18 protein-coding genes and 1 pseudogene are annotated in these 21,304 nt (G+C 52.2%); all 19 read left to right on the forward strand.

Annotation, left to right across the window (positions count from 1 at the left end; all coding sequences use genetic code 11):
- The first annotated feature begins 10 nt into the window (after window positions 1-10).
- Complete coding sequence (locus LQV63_RS13565; RefSeq protein ID WP_026010860.1) at window positions 11-2,179, forward strand: hypothetical protein; 2,169 nt, start codon at window positions 11-13, stop codon at window positions 2,177-2,179.
- A gap of 119 nt (window positions 2,180-2,298) precedes the next feature.
- Window positions 2,299-2,724 carry a hypothetical protein gene (locus LQV63_RS13570; RefSeq protein WP_019419348.1) on the forward strand — a complete coding sequence of 142 codons (426 nt, stop codon included), beginning with the start codon at window positions 2,299-2,301 and terminating at the stop codon, window positions 2,722-2,724.
- Window positions 2,725-2,825: 101 nt separating this feature from the next.
- A complete protein-coding gene (locus LQV63_RS13575) occupies window positions 2,826-3,293 on the forward strand; it encodes a J domain-containing protein (RefSeq protein WP_233697110.1) in 468 nt (155 codons plus the stop codon).
- A 215-nt stretch (window positions 3,294-3,508) separates the two neighbouring features.
- Window positions 3,509-4,090: an FHA domain-containing protein gene (locus tag LQV63_RS13580; protein ID WP_233697111.1), complete on the forward strand. Its 582-nt coding sequence runs from the start codon at window positions 3,509-3,511 to the stop codon at window positions 4,088-4,090.
- 46 nt (window positions 4,091-4,136) lie between these two features.
- On the forward strand, window positions 4,137-4,658 hold the full coding sequence (locus tag LQV63_RS13585) for an FHA domain-containing protein (RefSeq protein ID WP_233697112.1): 522 nt from the start codon (window positions 4,137-4,139) through the stop codon (window positions 4,656-4,658).
- Window positions 4,659-4,672: 14 nt separating this feature from the next.
- Entirely contained in the window at window positions 4,673-5,518 is an 846-nt protein-coding gene (locus LQV63_RS13590; protein WP_233697113.1) for a PP2C family protein-serine/threonine phosphatase, read from the forward strand.
- Between the two features lie 74 nt (window positions 5,519-5,592).
- Window positions 5,593-7,461 (forward strand): PP2C family protein-serine/threonine phosphatase, encoded by a 1,869-nt coding sequence (locus tag LQV63_RS13595; protein WP_233697114.1) that lies wholly within the window; start codon window positions 5,593-5,595, stop codon window positions 7,459-7,461.
- A 29-nt stretch (window positions 7,462-7,490) separates the two neighbouring features.
- Entirely contained in the window at window positions 7,491-8,777 is a 1,287-nt protein-coding gene (locus LQV63_RS13600) for a hypothetical protein (protein ID WP_019419342.1), read from the forward strand.
- Entirely contained in the window at window positions 8,768-9,463 is a 696-nt protein-coding gene (locus LQV63_RS13605; RefSeq protein ID WP_036703120.1) for a hypothetical protein, read from the forward strand. The genes LQV63_RS13600 and LQV63_RS13605 overlap by 10 nt, the downstream gene beginning before the upstream one ends.
- A gap of 84 nt (window positions 9,464-9,547) precedes the next feature.
- A complete protein-coding gene (locus LQV63_RS13610; RefSeq protein ID WP_233697159.1) occupies window positions 9,548-12,202 on the forward strand; it encodes an Hsp70 family protein in 2,655 nt (884 codons plus the stop codon).
- A 28-nt stretch (window positions 12,203-12,230) separates the two neighbouring features.
- Complete coding sequence (locus tag LQV63_RS13615; RefSeq protein ID WP_233697115.1) at window positions 12,231-13,010, forward strand: DNA and RNA helicase; 780 nt, start codon at window positions 12,231-12,233, stop codon at window positions 13,008-13,010.
- Between the two features lie 48 nt (window positions 13,011-13,058).
- Window positions 13,059-13,712, forward strand: coding sequence for a hypothetical protein (locus LQV63_RS13620; RefSeq protein ID WP_233697116.1), 654 nt, complete (start codon window positions 13,059-13,061; stop codon window positions 13,710-13,712).
- Window positions 13,709-15,133: a contractile injection system protein, VgrG/Pvc8 family gene (locus LQV63_RS13625; RefSeq protein WP_233697117.1), complete on the forward strand. Its 1,425-nt coding sequence runs from the start codon at window positions 13,709-13,711 to the stop codon at window positions 15,131-15,133. The genes LQV63_RS13620 and LQV63_RS13625 overlap by 4 nt, the downstream gene beginning before the upstream one ends.
- 11 nt (window positions 15,134-15,144) lie before the next feature.
- A complete protein-coding gene (locus LQV63_RS31795) occupies window positions 15,145-16,278 on the forward strand; it encodes a pentapeptide repeat-containing protein (RefSeq protein WP_233697118.1) in 1,134 nt (377 codons plus the stop codon).
- 18 nt (window positions 16,279-16,296) lie between these two features.
- Entirely contained in the window at window positions 16,297-16,824 is a 528-nt protein-coding gene (locus LQV63_RS13635; RefSeq protein ID WP_233697119.1) for a serine protease, read from the forward strand.
- A 49-nt stretch (window positions 16,825-16,873) separates the two neighbouring features.
- Window positions 16,874-17,284, forward strand: a pseudogene (locus LQV63_RS13640) (DUF4280 domain-containing protein); the annotation flags it as partial.
- A gap of 510 nt (window positions 17,285-17,794) precedes the next feature.
- Complete coding sequence (locus LQV63_RS13645; protein ID WP_233697120.1) at window positions 17,795-18,178, forward strand: hypothetical protein; 384 nt, start codon at window positions 17,795-17,797, stop codon at window positions 18,176-18,178.
- A 36-nt stretch (window positions 18,179-18,214) separates the two neighbouring features.
- Window positions 18,215-18,502 (forward strand): DUF4176 domain-containing protein, encoded by a 288-nt coding sequence (locus LQV63_RS13650; RefSeq protein ID WP_233697121.1) that lies wholly within the window; start codon window positions 18,215-18,217, stop codon window positions 18,500-18,502.
- 73 nt (window positions 18,503-18,575) lie between these two features.
- Complete coding sequence (locus LQV63_RS13655) at window positions 18,576-21,302, forward strand: contractile injection system protein, VgrG/Pvc8 family (RefSeq protein ID WP_233697122.1); 2,727 nt, start codon at window positions 18,576-18,578, stop codon at window positions 21,300-21,302.
- Window positions 21,303-21,304 lie beyond the last annotated feature (2 nt).

Here is a 21,304-nt window from a genome sequence, read left to right on the forward strand (position 1 = left end):
GCTGAACACTATGGACATCATTAATCAAACGAACCGCGCCATGCTCTTCGAGGAAATCAACCCGGAGATGCTGGACCTTCTGACCATCGTAGGCGATGTCAAAGGGATTGACAGTCTAAGTGACGACAAAGTCAAGGAAGTCAACGAGCAATTGCTTGTACGCAGCTTTGACGAGTTTCTGGACAAATTCTCGCCGAGCGTCTATTCATTCTACAACGCAGCGAACCAGAAAGTGATGTACACCTTGAAAAAGCCGGAAGGCATTGCAGACGATTGCGTTTCGGAAATCAAAATCGATCAAAGCAACGATTTTCTGAAAATGCTGTTCACGCTCATCGACACGAAGCGCAGCCAAGGCATTACGAATGTGGATTTCAGGTTCGAGAATCTGCTCGACATGATTTCGCCGAAGAAGGTAATGGACGATATCCGCCAGGTGCGGAAGGAGATTCATTACTTGTACAGCCAGCACGACAAGCTGGATGACGGCGATCCGAAGAAGCTCGACCTCGGCGATAAGCTGAACACCATGTTCGAGGATGCGAGCAAGAACTATAACAACGTGATGGCGATGCTTCCGCTCGCAATCGAAGATATTAAGACACGGCTTCTGCTCGGAGGATCGCGGGAAGAGAATCAGTCCGAAGCGATTCAAATCGGCATGCTCACGATCGGTGAGGCTGGGGAACTGAAGATTATCGAAGCGCCGAAGAACGAGAACACCGAGCTGATGCTGCTCGATGACAGCAGCGGCACCGGACTCGCTAACGTATTTGAGGAAGATTACGAGTCGATTACCGAGACGCCGTCCTCCTACGTGAAGGATCTTGTCGTGCGTACGTTCTGTCCGCTGCCTGTCGTGCAGACGGAGGTCGATACGGAGACAGAAGTGCAGAACTATAACACCTACTTGGAATTTTACAAGAACGCCAAGGACGATTTTGTTAAAACGGTTAAACCTTTGGTGGAAAAAATATTGGGTGTCAGAATGTTCTTCGACCAATACGCGACCAAGAACAAAGGGATGCAGCCATCGCTCCTGATCACGAATGCGAAGCTCGACATGACGGTTAAGAGCAGCAATATTCCGAGATTGGAAACGTATTTGAACACGGTGAACTCCAAAAATGAGTTCTCTGATACGATCTGGTTCGGCATCGTGCCTTCCGTTGAGCTCGAGTCTGCTGGCAAGGTGAAGGTCACCCGCGAGCGGTTCCGGGGCAACGGGAAAGTCGTGAAGCAGGACGGTAATACGATGGAATCGCTGACGATGCTCTTGCAGGTCGTCAAAGATTACAAGGTGCAGGTCTTCTTCAGCTTCGAATCTGGAGAAGAGACGACCTTCAGCAGCATGGCGACCGCAGGTCTCGATAAGTACATCGACAAGTGCAGCGTCATGGTCCGCAAGGAATACAGCGAATTTGCCATTCCGTGTATCCCGAACTTCACGGTTATTCCGAAGGACAAATCCGGAGTCATCATTGACAGCCGTATGCTGCAAACCGAACACGGCGTCAAATTGTCACAGGAGAAGGAAGACATTCTGAAGCTGTGGATCGAAGGCGTATACGTGGGAGCAGCTTACGTTGCCGCTGGGATTGTCGCCGCGTACCAATGTCCTGAATACTTGCGCGAGTCGTTCAAAAATATTAGCAGGGAATACCCGGGCGTGCGCTTCGATATCGAGGCCAGCGATCATGCATTGCGCGCCGTCACGACGATGGCGAAGGAAATTACCGGATTCACGAACAACATCAAAGATGCGATCAACCGCAAAAACTTCGGCTTCGTCTTCTCTTCCGAGAATGCGCAGCTGCAGGACAAGGATATTAAGCGGATTACGGTATACAAAGCGAGAAGCATGGCGATGACGGAGAATGGCTTCGATTCGCTCTACAAGACGCTTGTCAGTACGTACATCGAACGCATTCTCCGCTTCCAGACGGGTGATTTCAAGCATGAGAACATCGTGAAATTTTTCAGCAACAACCCGAGCAGCCAAAAGAGCAAATGGCTCGGTACACGTGGGTATGTCAACTCCATCATTCAAGACGGGGACGACATGTCCTATATAATCGACGACAAGAGCAACCTGTGCCACATTGACCTCGTGTTCAACGGCAACGTGAAGAACCTCGAAGTCATGATTACGAAAGGCACGACGCCAGTCAAAGCATGACCGGCATATGGAAACGTGTGTTAGAGGTGTGCTTATCCAAGCTCACCTTCAAACATAAATCCCGAAAGCGGTCTGTGCTTTCGGAACCTATTTCAACCCAATTCAAGGAGGTTTTATTCATGGGATTCATTCTCAGAGTAGAAGGTGCAGAAACAATCGAACTCGGTATGGACAACATTCAACAAGTAGTCTATGACACCGACACGCCGAACGATTCCAACGCGAGATCGACAGACGTAGGTGCGACGATGCGCATTTCCGGCAAAATCATCACGGCAACCGATGGCGACAACGCCGACGATACGAAGAAGCTGGCGTTGTGGTCTCTCGTTCCGGCTGAGAAGTCGGACTGCTACCGTAAAGTGACGCTGGAAGTTATCGCGGCGGATCAGGTAGTGCGCAAGGTGTACTTCCCGAACGCATTTGTAGTGGACTACACCGAGACTTACGGCGACACAGAAGGGGTCGGTACGTTCAGCCTCTACATCAAACAGAAGAAGGACAAAACCGAACACGCTACGATTGACGGCGGTTATCCTGCTTAATAAGGATACGGCGTGTACTCGTTACTAGTATCGGACAACAAATTTTAAGAGGCTTCTAGCCTCTTAAAATTTTATCCTAATGAATGGCGAGGATGAGGCGGATGGTTAACTATTACGACCTGTTGGGCGTACGGCGGGATGCGGCGCCGGAGGAACTGAAGAAGGCATACCGGCGGCTCGCCAAGCAGCACCATCCCGATGTGAACGGCGGCAGTCCCGAAGCGGAGCAGCGGTTCAAGCAGATTCATGAGGCGTATGCCGTGTTGCAGGATGAGGCCTCGAGGAAAGCCTACGATGACCGGTTGGACGGAAAGAAGCAAGGACAAGGTCCCGGCCGGGAACGTGGCGCTCAGTCGGAAGGACAGCGGGCGGACAGAGGAGAAGCGGCAGCACAGGGAGCACGGGCGAATTTCGATCCGCGGAACGTGGAGGCTGACTTTGCGCGGTTCTTCGGCTTCGATCCGAAGACGAAGCGGCCGTCAGGCAATAAGGATGGCGGCAAGGGAGCAGCCAATCCGATCGATACGTCGGATCTGTTTCAACGATATTTTGGAATGAAGAAGAAATAACGGCGAGGGATTACTAGTGTGCTCTTTATTTTAAAAACGGGTATGCTTCATGATCAAAAGGGCACTTTGGAACAACCTTTGTAAGGTGGAGTGATGTGTGATGCATGAGACATCATTCTGCTCATGTTCGGGGCCTTTTTTTCGTTGTTATGGCCGATACGTATTGATTTTGCACGGGCCCCTGAGGGCTCATTGGAGTAACGGAGGAATGGAACGTGAGGAATGAAGCGGGTACTGAGCAAGCAAAGCGTCACCCGTACCAGCAGGAAAGGTCCGGTTGGATTATCGTCATTGATTTGTTGATTGCCGTCATTGCGGCGGCCGCACTGTTCTATGTGTATGTGTGGAATATAGACCCTGTCTTGAAGGTGACGGTCGGTGTCCTGCTGGCGGCAGCCGTGGTGATATATGCCGTTCGGCGCGTCCGAAGCCGCACACTCCTACAGGAAGAAGGCGCAACCATTGCCAAGCTTGTCCTTCTGAACGAAGAGGGGGAGAGCGTAAAGGAATGGTACATCCATGGGGAAACATCCTTGCTCATCGGCAAGAACTCTGCGCAAAGCGAGGTTGACATAGATTTGTCCGATTCGGAATACGCGTCGCTCATCAGCAAGCATCACGCGGTAATGAACTATGCTTCGGGGAATTGGTTCGTCGAGGATCTGGATTCCCACAATGGCGTCGGCATACGCCAAGCCGGCAGCAGAACGGCAAGCCGGTTGGAGGTGGAAGAGCCTTACCGGATTGAATCCGGGGATATCATCTGCATTGCCAACACGCGGATATTAGCGAAATAGCACCACCCATTCAAGCATCGATCAAAGTAACGGAGGAATGAACAGGATGAGTCTGACAAGATGCGCAAACGGACACATGTTCAGCACAAGAAAACATGGCAGCATATGCCCTTATTGCAGCATTTCGGTGGAACAAGCGCCGAGCGGTGACGTGAAGAAGCCGGCGCGGGCGGAAGAAGAAGAGAAGACGATGCCTTATTTGGGCGAGACGACTGGCATCGAGCCGGTAACCGGATGGCTCGTCTGCATCGAAGGACCGCAGCTCGGTCAGGATTATCGGATTATGGCGGAGAAAAACTTTATTGGCCGCTCCGAAGAAATGCACATTCGCATCCTTGGGGACAATGCCATTTCGCGGCGGAACCATGCGGTCATCGTCTATGACCCGAAGAAGCGCAACTTCTACCTCCTGCCAGGGGATGCGTCGGGTCTTGCCTACCACAACAACGAGGCCGTCTATTCGCCAGTAGAGCTGGCCGCCTATGACGTCATACAGCTCGGCCGCAGCAAGTTCATCTTTATTGCGCTCTGCGGCGTCCATTTTGAATGGAATAACGATATGGGTTAGGGATGATGACCACGATGGAAGTACAGGATTGGGTGCCGTATTTGATCGTGCTGGGTTCCGTTGCAGCGATCCTGCTGCTGTTCGGGGCACGGCGCCGCCTGATGACGGAAGCGGCAAGCAGCGAGCCAGCGGGCATACCGATTGGGAACGGCCAGACCATCGGTGCCCGGGAGGAGCAGGATGATTATTTCTCCAGCGTCACCACTGTGCACGGTACGGCGGCCGTGTTGGCAGATGGCATCAGCGGCCTTGCGCACGGCAGAATGGCGAGCACGCTTGCCGTGACGGTATTCATCCGCGAATTCTTGAAGCTGGAAGACATCCGGGATGTCCAGCACTATTTCACAAAGGCGGCCAAGGTGAGCAATACGGAAATTTTGCGGAATTTGAAGGGGGCAACTGGAGGAACGACGCTTGTGGCTGCCGTCATTGCGGACGATCGTCTACACTGGGGAGCCGTGGGCGACAGCATCATTATGGTGTTCCGGAACGGGGAGTTCATCCGGATGAACGAGAAGCACACTTTGGAGTCGGTGCTGCAGGAACGGTATTTAACGGGAGAGATGACGCGGGAGGAAGCGTTGGAGCACCCGATGAAGAGGCGGCTCATCAATTACTTGGGCTACGAGAACTTCAAAAGTATCGAAATCGGGAGCGATCCCTTTGAGCTGCAGCCGGGAGACCGGGTCATCCTGTGCAGCGACGGAGTATACAATACGCTGACGGAAGTGGAAATGGAGCATATTTTGTCCAAGCCGCTCCCGCCCCACGATGCCGCCGAGGAGATCATCGAAGCGATCGAACAGAAGAGATTGGCGAATCAGGATAACGCGACCGTTATCATTGTGGACAACGTCTGAAGCGGCTGTTCCTGGCTTCGGGGGATTTCCATGAATGAGCGTGCATGCGGATAACAGGAGAAGCGGGGGTACGAATGAGAAAGGAGAACAGCGAATTCAAGACCAGCTTCGTCTCAGAAGCCGGTTCTTTTCTACATAATAAGGACTATTTTGCTTACGTTGAGCTTGATGATATGGCTTGCTGGGTTATCGCTGACGGCTTGGATGCGGACCGGGAAGCGGACAGCGCCGAGATGGTCGTCAAGAGCATCCTCAGGCGATTCACTGAGAAGCCGACGATGTCTCCACTGCGGCTGAAGCAATATATGCAGGAGGCGCACGAATGGTTGAAGGTGGAGAGCCGGAGAGTACGGCTCAAGGCGAGCTTGATACTGGTCGTGACCGACTATGCGAAGATCGTCTGGGCGGTGGCGGGTAATGCTCGGCTGTATCATTTCCGCGGCGGGCGTCTGTTCGCGCGCAGCAAAGATCAGAGTCTGGCGCAGATGATGGCGGATGCCGGGGAAATCTCGGAAGAAGCAATGGAAGTTCATGAAGAGCGTCACAACCTGATCCACTATATGGGTCAGCCCGATGGCTTCGAGCCGTTCGTCTCCAAGAAGGTTCCGCTCTCCGAGGGCGATGCCCTGCTGCTCTGCACGCCGGGGCTGTGGGAGGACGTCAACGGCACGGAAATGATCGATGCGCTCGCGGAAGCGAAGGAGCCGGAGGATTTCACCGATACGCTGGAGGACGTGCTGCTTAGCAAGCAACGGAGAACGGTGCACAATTATACCGCCGTCGCCGTGTATGCGAACAAGGTGTTCAAGGAAGATCCGAAGCGGAAATGGCGGCTGCTGAAGAAGTGGCTGCTGGCGCTGATCGTGCTGCTCATTGCGGGAGGAGGCGCGACCTTCTTCTTCGTGAAGGAGGCCGCGCGCAAGGCGGAGAACGCAGCGAACATGCTCGAATTCTCGCAGAATGCGGACATGTACATGAAGGACGGCGATTATCCGAAGGCCGTCAAGGAATACAGCGAAGCGCGCAATATGGCCATCCGGCTGAAGGATCGGATTCATCGCGATATGTTCGGCAAAAGGCAGCGCTTGATGCAGCTTATGGTGGACGGGGATGGCTTCTTTAAGGAAGGCGACTTCGCCAAGGCGCTGGACAAATATGGGAAGGCGCAGGAGGAAGCGAAGCCGTACAAGGAGTTCAATCATAAGGAGCTGGAGGACAAGATGGATCGCTCCCTCACGTACATGCAGATTATGAGCTGGGTGCAGGAGGGGGACATGAAGTTCGAAAGTCAGGATTACGTCGGCGCCCGCAGCTCTTACCAGAAGGCGCGTAAGGCGGCTATCGAGGAAGGCTATGCGGACGGCGAGAAGGATATTCGCGCGAAGCTCGATGCAGCGGAGGACAAGGTCTCCGGGCTGAAGAAGGAGAAGCGGCTGTTGGAAGGCGACAAGTACGAGAAGAAGGGCGATCAGCAGTTTGCCGCGCAGGATTATGTAGGAGCTATTGACGCTTACTCTGCCGCCCAGCAGATCTATCAAGAAATCGACATGCTGGAACGGGTGCTGGGCATGGAGCGGAAGATTGACAAGGCGGTCGATAAGCTCAATCCTGTGCAGCCACCGGGTCAACCGGCTGCTGGCTTGGATGGTGGTGGAGCCGCTGCAGCCGGTAACGCCGCTGGTGGTCCGGTATCGGGCGCCGGGCAAGCGCAGCCCGCAGCGGGCGGTTCCAGCTCTGGCACTGCTGGCGCAGGACAAGCCTCTGGCAACGGAGGAGGAGCGGGAGATGGAGCCGGGAGTGCCAAGCAGTCGTCTGCTGGCGGGTCATCCTCGGGCTCCTCGGGCTCCTTCGGCTCCGCCGCCGGGGCGACTTCTGCGGACGTCGGAGGTGCGGCCTCTGCTGTGGAAGTGGAGGCGGCGGATGGCAAAGACAGCGGGGAATAACCGCAGAAGGAGGGAACTCGTCAATCGCCATGAAGGACATCGTACACGATCGGTTAAGCAAGATGGAGGATCTCGAGCAGCGTAAGCTGCTGAAGCAGTTGATGACCGGATTGTTCTTGAATCTGGTGGAATATCAGGAAGAGATGAACCGGAATATGGAGCGCAAGGTGTTCGACGAGGTGGAGGACGGCGAGGACAAGCATGACATCTTCGTCTCGATGTGCCGCCGTGACGACCTGGACCCGATTCACGACTTTCTGCACCCGATGCTGCCGGAAGATGCGGCGCGGAAGCACATCGATATGAGCAGCCTAGTGGCACATGTCCAACGGCAGGAGGAAGCGCTGCTGTTTACGCTGTTTTTGCAATGTGATTTCGCGGCGCTGCGAGATCTGTTGGCTGGAAAGAGAACGTTCCGTGGGGAAATGAAGACGTCCGGAGGCAGCTGCGCCATTCAGGTGCGGCTGTCGCAAAGCCGGCTATACATCAATGAGATTGAAAAGCTATACCATGTATTTCAGCAAAATAGCATTCCATGGAAAACGGTCAATCATCCGTATGCGCACAAGTTTTTCGACGTTCTGCTCACGGACTGCGAGGATACGCTGCGGGAAGAAGACGAGATTTACGAGATTACGGTCGATCTGGAGGAATTCGAGCCGCATAAGCGGGTCGATGTCGTTCCGCTCTGGAACATTGAACAGCTCGCCATCAAAAACAGCGGATTCCCGGTTCCCGCATCCGACCGCGTCAACTTCGAGCATGTGCTGTCGCTGCACAAGACGGGCAGCGAGCATGGCTATCTCGTGGAAGGCAATGAAGACAACATTCGCTACATCAAGCGCACGCGGGACGAGCTGACGATTGTCTCGCCGCAGGAGCGGGCGGGCGTGTGGAATGTTCTGAAAATTTCACAACCGGTCGCTTCACGCATCGGCAGCCTTGAATACGAGCTGGTCTCCAATCGGAGAACGGACGGCTTTATTGGCAAGTATGCGCGCAGGCAAGCGCAGATCGTGCGGGCCAAGGGTGAAATCCTGCGGATCGTGCACTCCTTCGATGCTGCCCGCATGCTCCAGCTGGAGCATGTGGATATCAGGGAACGGGTGGGCGGAACAGAGCAGACGTACGAGATGAACCCGTTCATTAGTGACAATGTGCGTACAGAACGAGACAAGAAAGTGATGCGGCTCGGCTTCCGGGCGCTGAATGCGGTAGAAGGCGAGCAATTCATACTGCATGACCTGATGAGCTTTCTCGTGTCCGAAGTGCAGATGTACTTTCCGGAATACAAGTGCGAAGGGGAATGGGCGTGAATTATATATGGGATCTGGTCATCAAGGCGGAGCAATCCGGTCTGAACGTGAACAATATCCGGTTCGCTCCCGCCAAAGTGTATTCGCCCTATATGGAGCTAAGCTTGGAGGACCTCAACGCACGGACGGTCGAGCAGCAGGTCGAGGTCAACCCGTATTATCGGTTCTATGACCTGTTCAAGGACATGTTCGATATTAACAACGAAGAGGATGTGGAGCTGCGGAACACGCTGTTCGACATCGTGCTGCACTTCCTGACGGGCATCGACCGTGTCCAGGGCATGAACAGACGGGAATATTATATCAAGTTCGTGCTGCGTGACATGGAGGAGGGCCGATTCGGCGCTCGCGTTAGCGAGGGCATCAAGCTGTTCGATCGCGAGGAGCGGGAGGCTATCGCCGGCAATGTGCTGCGTCTGTACGAAACGGGCGAGGCGGTGTACCTGCTCAAGGATACGCTGCGGGACATATTCCGGCGCTCGACGATTTATGCGAACTGCGAAGACAAGGATGAGCTGCTGTTCTATGTCGGACAGGAGGAGACCGATACGGCTCGGGCCAAGCTCGAATTGATTAAGGAGCTGTTCCTGCCGGCGCGGTTCCATACGGAAGTGTATTGGCGAGACCATTTCGGCATCATCGATGTGGATGACACGATGCGATTGGGCGGCATTTCGCTCTATTAAGCGTGGTCAAAAAGCGAAGTGCGGACAAAAAGTGAACCGTTCAGCACAGCAGCCTCTTGAAGCGAGGCTGGGAGGGGGGCAATGATGGGCGGATACTCATACAGGCTTTATACGCAGCCGGCAAGCAGGGAAGACGGCCGGAAGCATGCGGAATATAACCGGGAGGAACTGTCGGAAATGACGACGTTCCAGCTCCGGAACATTTGCCATCAAGAAAAGCTGGTCGAAGGGCTTATTCATACGCTGGATCGCGAAGGACTGATCGCGACCGTTATGAAATACCGGGGCGCGGATGAAAGTCTGCTTATCAGTCACATACAGCCGGGCGGATTTGCCCGGGTCGAGGCGGCGCTAAGGACTTATTTGGGCACGCCTCTTCCCGATGGCGGCGGCATCCGCATTCCGGCGAAGATTACACTATACTCCGGCTTGAAGCTGGATCGATTCGACGGATATCAGGTCGAAGCCGGGCAGGCGATTACGGAATCTAACGTTCTGCTCGTCAACGAAAATCTGGAGCTGTGCGCTATCCTCAATCTGGTGAAGGACGGAGCGAAGCCAGGGGTGTATTGCCTCTTGATGGGCGAAGACGCGGAAGTGAAGAAAACGGCGAACCGTCAATACAGCTTGCTCTTCTTCCAGAAGCAGGTGTCGGAATATATGTATCACACGTATTATCGCGACAAGCCGCTGCCGCCCGCCAACCTGTACTATTACAAGGTTCCGGTCGCGGACTTGGACATCCGCGAGCTGGAAGAGACGGATGCCGTATTGGCGATTGATTTCGGAACGTCCAATACGACGGCTGGAGCGTATTTGGACAGCGGATATGTGACTTCGCCCAACGCGACCGATCTGTTGAACGGACGCATCCGGCTGGATCGCATCAACTATGTGTCGTTCCCCGACACGATGTCCAAGGATGCGGAATGGATCGAGGTGCTGCCGACGGTTATCGGAGTCGCCGATTGCTCCGATCCGGAGCGTATCCGATTCAACTTCGGCTACGACGCGCTGCAGGACAAGAAGAAGAGCGGGTACAGCGGCAGCGCGTCCGTCTTTCACGGCATGAAGCGCTGGGTGAACAACTACAAGCGGCTGGAGGAAGTGACGGATAGTCAAGGGAATGCGGCCCCCGTGACGAGAAGCGACATGCTGCGGGCGTATATGCGGCACGTGGTGCGTATGGCCGAGCATCAGTTCAAGTGCCGCTTCAAGCATCTGCATCTATCCGGGCCGGTCAAGCTGAAGGCGCAGTTCATCGACATGTTCGCCGATATCCTGCCTGAATACAACATTGAGACGGGCGATGCGCTCGATGAAGGCTTGGCCGTGCTATACAACACGATCGCCGATCAGATGGAGCATCATCGCTTCATGGACGGAGAGGAATACAAAGCGCTCGTTATCGACTGCGGCGGGGGAACGACCGACCTGTCGTCATGCCGCTTCCGCATCGAGGATGGGCATATCGCCTACAAGCTCGATATCCATACGTCTTACGAGAACGGGGATACGAACTTCGGCGGCAACAACATTACATACCGCATTATGCAATTCATGAAGATCGCATTCGCCGGATTCTACGGCAGCGGGGGTATCCTGCCGGATATCGATGACTTAATCGATATACCGGCCACGGACATCTACCGCCACGTGGACGAATTTGGCGCAGAAGCGGTCTATGCGCAGTTCGACGCACGCTACCGCGAGGCGGAGGCCTTCCTGCCGACCCGGTTCAAGGAATACGAGAACCGGGCCCGCGATGAATACCAACGGGTGCGGAACAATTTCTATGTCCTGTGGGAGATGGCCGACGGCATGAAGAAGGAGTTTTTCCGCAAGACGGGCATTCTGCGCAGCCGTTTCCATTCGGGGCACGGCTGCCGGCAGGAGAGCGACTTGAACCTTACCGCCGTAGATCGGTGGTGCCTGTCGCTGCGGGAGAACGGACAATTCCGGGATGTGCACGAGCCGCCGGACGTCGTGTTCAACATTCAGGAGATGAACCAGCTTATCCGGGGGGACATTTACGCCATCGTCCGCAAGTTCCTGGATGAGTTCTACCGCGACGGCCGACTGCAGGATTATTCTATCATCAAGCTGACGGGCCAATCGTGCCGGATTGACGTATTCCGGGAAGCGCTGAAGGAATTCGTGCCCGGGCGGGCGATCGAGTTCCGGCAGAAGGCGGAGGATTCGGGGAAGGTGCCGGATCTGAAGCTGGCCTGCCTGCGGGGCGCCTTGCGATACTTGAGCGCCCGGAAGTCGGGGCTCATTGAAGCCAGGCTGACGAATCATGCGCCTGTCGTTCCGTATTCGGTCAGCGCCTGGACCCATACCGGCCGGGAGAAGATGCTCATCTCCGGCTACGAACGGCTGGATCAGGCGCAGGGCTCGATCTCGCGGCCGCTTGGCGCGCACGAGATCGAGTTCCATATTCGCGGGGGCGACGGACAGTTGCGGCATACGGCAGTATACCAGAATGATTTCGCGAGCTATCGTCCCGTGCTGTATGAGGAGATTGCCGCGCAGTTCGGCGATAGTATTCCTCAGGATGATACCGACTCCATCGCCAACGGGGAGGCGAAGTGGTTCGTGTTCGCAGGCGATGGCAGCTGGGGCTTCGATACGGTACCGGTTGCGCGGCTCAACGAGCAGCTGTACATGGGCAGGAAGCAGTTCAATGCCTTTGAAAATGATTTGTCGGAGCTGGATTTCTTCGATGGCTTGAAATAACGGAGTGTGAGGGAAAGGGGGGAGCGTCTTGTTTACACATCAGGTTCCACACTTCCATAAAGGGCGGATTCTGAAGACCGGCATGCTCGAGAATCTGCGGGATTACCCGAGACAGTTCGTCGACATCGCCTATCAGCGGCACTCCGATGGGATTGTAACGGGGGCCGAGGTTCAGGTTAATAAAAGCAGCCTGACGATTGCAAGGGGCATCGTCAAGCATGATGGCCGCTTATACACGCTGGAGCGCGACTTCGAGCTTCCCTACCAGTCGAACGGGAAGGAGACGGTGCTCAAAATTCAGTTTCGTGCGGAACAGGTATTGAGTGACTTCACCACGCTTCCAGGGGAGATCATGCTCGATGAAGACAACGTCCATGTCCGGCCGGACGAGCTGGAGCTGGGGCGCTTCAAGCTGAAGGAAGGCGCTCGGCTGCGTTCGGACTACCAAAGCTTCGTTGATTTGGCGACGGAATACAATACGTTCAACGTCATCCATGTGCCGTATGCGGGCTTGGGGCGCAGCACGCTGTCTCCGTTCATCACGCGTTACTTCGCGAATGAACTGTTGAAGAGCGGAACGGATCACGCTTATGACGCGGGGTTCGCCATGCTGTGCCTGAACGGCGGGGCCGTGGAGCGGGATGTCATCCAGCATTATCTCGGGCACCGGCTCGGAACGAGCTACAGGGAGCTGACCAATGAAAGGATATTTGCGGGCCTGCGGCGGATTCTCGGCGAAGCGGGGGGCGGCAGAGCGCTGGCGCCGGATGTCCGGCACGGCGGAAGACAGCGGGTTATAGTGGATTGATGCAAGAAGATGCCAGCAATAGGGGGGCAATGAACGAGAGGTGAGGAAATGAGCGATATGGAGCATATGGATGAACAAATCATTTCCATGTTATATGGAGACCAAGGGCGTGAAGAGCAGGCTGCGGATAAGGATACTAAATATTTAATACAACCGGATCAACCCATCCTTGTCCACCAGACTGTACTGAAGATAGACGGGGCGACGATACCGTTTACGGAAGAATGGATATTGGACGGAAAAATACGTGTGCCGCTGCCCAAGACGTTTCACCCGATGCCACCCCAAGCCGCAGCCATGAAATACCCGTCAGAACGAAGGCCTGACTTAATATATACGAATGACAGCACCTCCATTAATATCGCATTCAACCATACGGATCATGCCTTGACGGAAGAAGAAATGGAAGAGTTTACGATGGCCATGATTCAGATCCTGCGGCGAACGCAGCCCATTCTCCAGTGGTACGAAGACGGCATTCGTGAGATTAGTGGGAAGCATGTAGGGTATTGCGAATTTCTGGCTCCTGCCCTGAACGTCAATTTGTATAATTTGATGTTCTTTGCCGAGTTGGAGCATAAGGCGCTGCTCTGCACGTTCAATTGCACAGAAGAGGAAATGAAGCATTGGAAGCCGATTGCCCGGGGCCTCATGGATTCCCTCGTCATCGGCGAATCGGAGGAAGGGAGGACGGAACAATGAGTCAATCCGCTCTGACTTATCACAATTTGCAGGTGGCCCCCTATCGGCTCGTCAATCTGCAGGAGCTGAAGCTGACGAAAAAAATTAACGAGCATACGCGGCTTACTTTTACAGGCATTGTGCCCGAGGAACTGAAGGACAGCTATGTGGAGATGACCGACGCCGACACAACCATCGAGATCAGTCAAATTGATGAGGAAGGCGGCAGCAAACCGTTGTTCAGCGGTATCGTGCTCCATATCGGGATCAAGGTCGTACGTGACATCTATTATCTTGAGGTGGAAGCCGTGTCTCATTCTTATAAGCTGGATGTGAAACGAAAGAGCCGATCCTTCCAGAACAAGGCCATGACGATCCCGAAGCTGCTGGATGAGATTGCATTGGATTATCCGGGCATGGATGTGGTGGATGAGGCTACTGACAATGCCAGATTGGGACGGTTCACGGTGCAATATCAGGAAACCGATTGGCAGTTTCTCAAAAGAATGGCGTCCCGCTACCATACGAGCTTAATGCCGGCTGCGGTGTTCGATCGCCCCAAGTTCTACTTTGGCATTTTCGAGAGCAGCTCCCAAACCCGTTTGGAAGACTACCATTATACGGTCAGAAAGCGAATGACGACATATCGTTATTTTGCCGAAAACGATTCTCCGAATGTGGATGAGAATGACTTTATCTACTATGAGGTGGAGACGGACAGGGTGCTGGAGCTTGGCAGTTGGATTGGGTTCAAAGGCAAGAGCTTGTACGTATGTGAGGCGCGGACCGAAGTGAAGAACGGTCTGCTGACGCATATGTACGTGCTATGTTTGCACAAAGGCCTGCGTCAGAAGGTGCTTTACAATCGTCAGATTGTCGGCGCTTCGCTGCAAGGCAAGGTCATCGACGTCGCCAAAGATAAGGTAAGGGTGCACTTGGATATCGATGAGAAGCAGAACAAGGGCGAGGCCCATTGGTTTCCGTATACTTCGGTGTACACGGCAGAAGGGCATAGCGGCTGGTACGTCATGCCTGAACTTGGCGATACCGTGCGCATATATTTCCAAAGCGACAAAGAGGAAGAGGGCGTGGCAAGCAGCTCAGTCCGCCAAGACTCGACGGAGGGCGGGACCAACAAGCTCGGCAACCCGAACATCAAATATTTCCGAACAGCTTCCGGCAAGGAATTGATGATGAGCCCGGACGAGATTGTGATTACTGCAAAAGACGGCGAGATTTTTATCAGGTTGAATGAGAAAAACGGAATTGAGATTTTCAGCAAGAAAAACATCAAAATTACGTCAGAAGATAGTATTCTCATGGATTCAGGGAAGAAAGTCGTCATATCGGCCAAAAACGAAATCAGCATGTCGTGCAAGGAGAGCAGCATTAAGCTGGACGGAAATGCCACGATTATTGGGAAGGAATTGAAGACGAACTAAGGGGGGATGAAGTGGACAAGGCCGAGTCAATTGCCCATTTCCGGGAGCATGTCGTACGGCGGGAACGGATGAACATGCTGCTTATATTGGAGAGGGATTTTCAGTTGCATAAGGAGCAGCTTGTCGAAGAGTTTATTTCTTCCTTCACGGATATGTGCCGAACGATAACGGATGCGCAGGATCAGGGAGACAAAGGTGCCATCGGATATTTGATGTATTCCATGCTGCGTACTGAAATTGCAGAAGGAAGGTACACTTACCTCGTCGAGGCCATGGATACCAACTGGTTATTTGACGGTGCGCCGTGTGCAGGGAGCTATGATGCCACGTGGGCGTTCCGCCATCTGGATATATTGGCTAAGAGATTGACTGCAAGCCGTCAGCTGTATGGGGGAGCAGTGACTATCCCTGTTCTGGAAAGAATTCTGCTCCACGAAGCGCTTTTCATTCATCGCTACGTCATTGCATTGGCGAGATATGCCTTGCCAAGAACGGTACAACTGAAGGAGTACCAGGATATCGTCAAGGAGCCCGTGTTCGAGATCCGGGTAGGAGAATATATGGATATTAGTGAGGCAGTGTTCAAACGGGACGAACGGGAGCAGGCACCGCAAGCCGTCAAGGCATGGCTGGACGAGAAAAGCGATGGTGAGTATGCATACGAGTCATTTCGGAATCTTAAATTGACAGATGGGGACTACGGGGAACTCGACTTTCGTTATTCCGATTTCATTGACAGCAACCTGTCGCATAGCCTGTTGCGAGACTGTGTGCTTATTGGAACAAGGTGGATTGGCTCCGACTTGAAGGGGGCAGATTTCTCCCGCTGCAAGATTCATGGCGCTGAATTCCGCGATTGCGATCTCAAGGGAGCCGTTTTCCGTGATATTGAAGGATCGAACGGTTGGGAGGAATCGCGTTTTCTCTATATGCCCGGTATATCGGCATTAAGCTTTGCCGGATCAAATGTAGAAGGAGCCGATTTCACAGGAGCGCGGCTGTATGGTGCAGATTTCTCCGATGCCAATGTAATTGATGCCGTCTTTGACGGAGCGAACATAAAAAATGCGGTGTTTTCTGTAAAACAGAGAGAGAGCGTTCGCTTGAACGAGATTCAACAGGCACAGGTGCTATGGAAAATGTGAAGGGAAAGGAGGCGGGAGATGAGCTATTTTATCCTCTCGCAGGATGAACGCATCCCGGATGCCATTGTACCAGCGGGAATTTCGAAGATAGTCCATAAAGACATGCTAACCGAGGCGAGAGCAAGTGAATTGGATCGTCTGACACTGCAGTTTCAGGTTCAACAACGTGATCACATCGAATATGTAGATTTCATCGAGAGGCCAATTCCACTCTTGTCGGACAAGCTAAAGCAGTTGATAGCCAAGTTCTTGCCAAGGCAAAAATATCGCCCGGTTGGAATCTTCGACATGATTCAGATGAGGCAGGATGTGTACTGGCTCATGATTCCGCAGCGTCTCAATTGCCTCTCGCCGCAGAGCGAATTTTATCGAAACGACACGCTAAAGAGGCTCGTCATTGATAGAACGAGGGCGGGGAAAGCGCCTTTATTCCAATTAGATGGTATAAGGGAGACGATCATCGTGGTGAATTTGGCTCTAGCAGAGAGCATTCTGCGACGAGACTTCAATGGGCTGAAGCTAAAGAAAATTGAAAATGAAGCCTAGCTTCTATTGGAGCAGGAGGTGAACGGCAATGAGTGCGGAAAAAGATATGATGGGGATGATACCCCAGTCGGGCAGCGACGACAAAAAAAGCTATGTCGTTGCGGGGGCAATACTGAGCTGCAGCTTCGGTTCCCAGAAGAGCAGACTGAAAATGCAGATGAGCCATGGCGTGTACGTGAAGGGCAAGCCCATTATGAATGTGATGGACCACGTCCCGAACATCAATATTATGCCATTTGGAACTTGCGGCAGTCGAATGAATCCAGCTGTTGCTTCGGCGACGGCAGCGAGTAATGGCGTCTTGACGCGAATGCCTTGTATGCCAATGGTTACCATGCCGTGGATTGGCGGGAAGTCAGACAAGGCGGTTGACAATTTCCCGGCATTGTTGAATGATTCAACGAATATGTGCATGTATTGCGGGCAAATCCGAGTTGAGGATGATGGACAGAATCTAGAGGGAGCTTCTCTGTTAGAAGACATAAACGAGCAAGAAGCGGCTCAAACCTGGCAGGAGCAATTGAAAAAGGATTTTATAAAAAACTCTGGTATTGGAGTTGCGGATGCTATAGCCGGAAAACAAGTAATCGATAAAATCAGTGACCGAACCCATTATGTAACAAAAGCTCCGGGGCTTGGGCCAGCTGCTGAATTTGAGAGTGTTAAATTTAGAAGAGGCGCAGGTGTGATTAAAGGAGTATCTAAATTTGCAGGTCCAGCTGCTGTTTTATCAACTGGGTGGGACGTTTATGAAGACTTTCAGAAATATGAAGGCAGTGATCTGGTGGGTGCTGCTAGTTTATCAATTGGCGGTACGGTTGTGGCGGGAGCTGTCGGTGCAGGAGCTGCTGCACTTGGAGCTCCTGTTATAGGAGTAATAGGGATAGGTGTTGTTGTGGGCGTGGGAGTAAGTGCAGGTGTAAGCTATCTTAAGGAAAAATGGTTTGGAAAATGAGGAGAGGTGGACGGGATGAGTTTTAGCTATTTACCGTGGCCATTGTTCGTTATACTGGTTTTCAGTTGTGCCTTCATTACAATAAGACTTGTTGTAAAAGAACCAAATCGCTATCCAAAAGTTGCTGTTTTAGGTATGGTGCTTGTGGGTGTAGGCGGTATCCTATTGGGCATAAATAAAATATTAAAAAACTATAATTTGATGTCAGATAAATTGTGGATGGTGGAAATGATAGCCATTTTCTGCAGCTTAGTAGCAGGTGTATGTATTTTAGCTGGTGCATATATCAAAACAAAAAATGACCCCGATAAACATAAAATGGTACTTGCCTGTATCTTTATTGTTGTAGCTGTATTGTTGATGGTTGGAGTAATAGGTATATTAGCTAATTTCACTTAAATGATTAATATGGATCGATTGGAGCGTGATGAAACGATGAGATTGCTGCCCAACGGTTCTGTTGTTCTGCTAAAGGGCGGAGAGAAAAGAGTTATGATTTATGGAAGGCTGCAAAAGACGGGGGACAGCGAAAAGCTGTGGGATTATATTGCTTGCTTCTATCCAGAAGGAAATATTGATCCTAACCAATCGTTTTTGTTTGATCACAGCCAAATCGAAAAAGTATTCTTCACTGGCTATCAAGATATGGAGGAAACAGCTTACAACCAAGTACTGCAAGAATACCGTGAGAAGGTTGTGGCCTCTGGCTCTGATACCAAATGAGTTTCAGTTGTTTATCGCGACTGTAAGGTATCTATTCTGAACTGCTTTACCACCCAAGTGAAGGGGGGATTATGTGAGCACAGCAAGCAAGCTGATCGGGTATGAACACATCCGGCTTGTGTCACCTTACGAAATACAGACCCTCAGCAGCGTTCAAATTGAAAAAAAGGTAAACGAGCATGCACATCTGCATCTTACGGCAATTATTCCGGAAGAGAAAAAAGATAGATACATAGATATGTCCAGTGGTTCGGACACGATCCAAATTCAAGAGATCGATGAAGGAAATGCGGTCAAAACGTTGTTCCACGGTGTAGTCTCTGACATGGCGGTTAAAGCGGTTAGGGGCGTTTACTATTTGGAACTAGAAGGGATATCTCATACATCGCGTATGGATATCAAGCTGAAAACGCGTTCCTTCCAGAATCGAAACATGTTGTACCAGGAGCTCGTCCATCATATCCTTTCTGAATACCCAGGCTCTGATTATATTGATCTTGCCTTTGACAACGCCTCATTAAACCAATTCATCTTGCAGTATCAGGAAACGGATTGGCAGTTTCTGAAACGAATGGCTTCCCGCTTCGGAGCGGTCCTCATCCCCGAAGCGGCGGCGGATTCCCCAAAGTTTTGGATAGGCGTGCCAGACGGCAAGGCTGATTCCCTGACGAATGCTCATTACAGCGTCATGCGAACGCTAATTGATTGGCACAATAACGACGTTCTGCAAGAAACGGACGTTACGAATTACTCTATCGAAACCGAACGTTACTATTCCATCGGGGACCGCATTGCATTCAGGGACAAGGAATTAACCGTGATGGAGTCAACAGCACGGTTCAACGAAGGGGCCTTCATCTACGAATACCTTCTGCGGCCGGCAACGGGTATCCGGCAGAATCCGATGACCAATCCCGATATTTGTGGGGCGTCTCTGGAAGGAAAAATCATTGACGTCACGAAAGATAAAGTTCAGGTGCATTTGAACATCGACTCGGCTCAAGCCAAGCAAGAAGCATACTGGTTCCCGTACTCTTCCGTATACACGGCGGAAGGAAACAGCGGGTTCTACTGCATGCCTCAGGTTGGAGATGCAGTGCAGGTGTACTTTCCGAGCCGTCAGGAGGAAGAAGTGGTTGCATTGAATTCCGTCCGCAGAGGTGGACAGGATTCACCCAAGATGGCAAACCCGGGCGTAAAGTATTGGGGAACCAACTTCGGCAAGGAAGTGAAATTCGGAAGCAATGACCTTGTGTTGACGGCCAATGAGAACCATGTTTTCGTCAAGATGGATGAACATGAGGGCATTGAGATTCACAGTAAACAAGCGATCGTGTTCCATACAGAGAAGGATTTGGAGCTCAAGCTCGACAAGAAACTGGATATTCAAGCGAGAGAGGCTGTGTATCTGCTGTGTGGCAGCAGCAGTATCGTGCTGGACGGGGAGACGGATATCCAAGGGACAAGCCTTCGAATCGAAGGACTGACAAAAGCACCCGTCTATGTGAAGGACTTGGAACCGGAGTCCGGGGAAAATGGGGAAGCTGCGGAGGGGCCGAAGAAGGGCCTCTTGGATAAGTTTCTTGACGGGGTCCAGCTTGCGCTGGATGTCGTCGGGATGATACCGGTCGTAGGAAAGGCAGCCAGTGTGGCGAACGCTGGAATATCGGCTGCCCGTGGTGATTATACGCGAGCTGGGCTATCTTTGGCTGCGAGCGTGCCATACGTGGGATTGGCAGCCACAGGAGGGAAATTTGCGCCGAAGGGCATGCAAGCAATAGGAAGCGGACTTGCTCAAGCAGGAGAGATAGGACTAGGCTCGAATTTCCTAATTGGCAAAGTGCTTACGGCTGCCCGGAAAATGCAGAGTAACCACTCGCAAGAAGAAATGACTCAGCGGATAAAGAACCGGATGCGTTATAAAACGATAACCATGTTCAATGGGCAACGGATATATGTACCCCTGAAAAAAGGTGAAGTCGTATATCAGCCTACGGCCCTCGACAAATCGCTTGATGCGGCGAAAGGGGCATGGGCTGGAGGTACCGAGGCGGTCAAATCGACACTGGATACGGCAAAGGCCGTCCTTAACGACCCAATCGGGGTTACGGCGAATGTAGTAACTGGCACCGCCGCAGAAGCATGGAAATGGGTAAGCAATCCTGAAAAGGCATGGGATGAACTGGTTGCAGAGGCAGAAGCCGATGGTCGAAGAATTCAACATATGATAGATACCGAAGACTGGAACGGGATAGCTAAAGGTGTAGGCAATTCAATCGTCTCGGGGATAACGGACAAGGGAATCGGCAAGGTAGTTAAATTAAAGAGCGGCAGTGGCGGAAAAGGAAACAGCGGAAAGAACGAGAAAAGTTCGAATAAGGGGACGCCAAATGCTGCCGATAGAAAATTTTCTGAAATGAGTACAGAAGAACAATTAAAAATATCAAAGCAGTATGCTCAAAAAGCACCTGTCGAAATTCCAGAGAATACAAATATGAAAGCTAAATCAATGAATAATGGGTATGAACAAATAACCTATAATTGGAATGACGGAACATATAAGTACGAAGTGAGATGGCATTCTAGGACTCCTGGTGCTCCTGTTGATCAAGGAAATACTTGGGTTATTCAGCGAACCATCCCGGGGAGTGGCGGTAAGAAGCCACAGTCATTTTTTAAGATAGGGGAAAATGAGTGGGTGGAAGGATACAAATGGTATGATGCTATAGCTGCTAGAAAAGCAGGAACTGCCACCCCTGAGCAAGTAAGAATTTTGGATCAAGGACATTGGAAGGAGTAACT

Origin of the sequence: Paenibacillus profundus, assembly GCF_021369635.1 — a bacterium.
Lineage (GTDB): Bacteria > Bacillota > Bacilli > Paenibacillales > Paenibacillaceae > Paenibacillus_B > Paenibacillus_B profundus.

Excerpts from the sequence above, each read along its gene's own strand:
- LQV63_RS13600 (WP_019419342.1), top strand. The coding sequence starts at position 7,491 with ATGAAGGACATCGTACACGATCGGTTAAGCAAGATGGAGGATCTCGAG.
- LQV63_RS13565 (WP_026010860.1), top strand. The coding sequence starts at position 11 with ATGGACATCATTAATCAAACGAACCGCGCCATGCTCTTCGAGGAAATC.
- LQV63_RS13625 (WP_233697117.1), top strand. The coding sequence starts at position 13,709 with ATGAGTCAATCCGCTCTGACTTATCACAATTTGCAGGTGGCCCCCTAT.
- LQV63_RS13590 (WP_233697113.1), top strand. The coding sequence starts at position 4,673 with ATGGAAGTACAGGATTGGGTGCCGTATTTGATCGTGCTGGGTTCCGTT.
- LQV63_RS13585 (WP_233697112.1), top strand. The coding sequence starts at position 4,137 with ATGAGTCTGACAAGATGCGCAAACGGACACATGTTCAGCACAAGAAAA.
- LQV63_RS13645 (WP_233697120.1), top strand. The coding sequence starts at position 17,795 with ATGAGTTTTAGCTATTTACCGTGGCCATTGTTCGTTATACTGGTTTTC.
- LQV63_RS13570 (WP_019419348.1), top strand. The coding sequence starts at position 2,299 with ATGGGATTCATTCTCAGAGTAGAAGGTGCAGAAACAATCGAACTCGGT.
- LQV63_RS13650 (WP_233697121.1), top strand. The coding sequence starts at position 18,215 with ATGAGATTGCTGCCCAACGGTTCTGTTGTTCTGCTAAAGGGCGGAGAG.
- LQV63_RS13605 (WP_036703120.1), top strand. The coding sequence starts at position 8,768 with ATGGGCGTGAATTATATATGGGATCTGGTCATCAAGGCGGAGCAATCC.
- LQV63_RS13595 (WP_233697114.1), top strand. The coding sequence starts at position 5,593 with ATGAGAAAGGAGAACAGCGAATTCAAGACCAGCTTCGTCTCAGAAGCC.
- LQV63_RS13635 (WP_233697119.1), top strand. The coding sequence starts at position 16,297 with ATGAGCTATTTTATCCTCTCGCAGGATGAACGCATCCCGGATGCCATT.
- LQV63_RS13610 (WP_233697159.1), top strand. The coding sequence starts at position 9,548 with ATGGGCGGATACTCATACAGGCTTTATACGCAGCCGGCAAGCAGGGAA.
- LQV63_RS13575 (WP_233697110.1), top strand. The coding sequence starts at position 2,826 with ATGGTTAACTATTACGACCTGTTGGGCGTACGGCGGGATGCGGCGCCG.
- LQV63_RS13620 (WP_233697116.1), top strand. The coding sequence starts at position 13,059 with ATGAGCGATATGGAGCATATGGATGAACAAATCATTTCCATGTTATAT.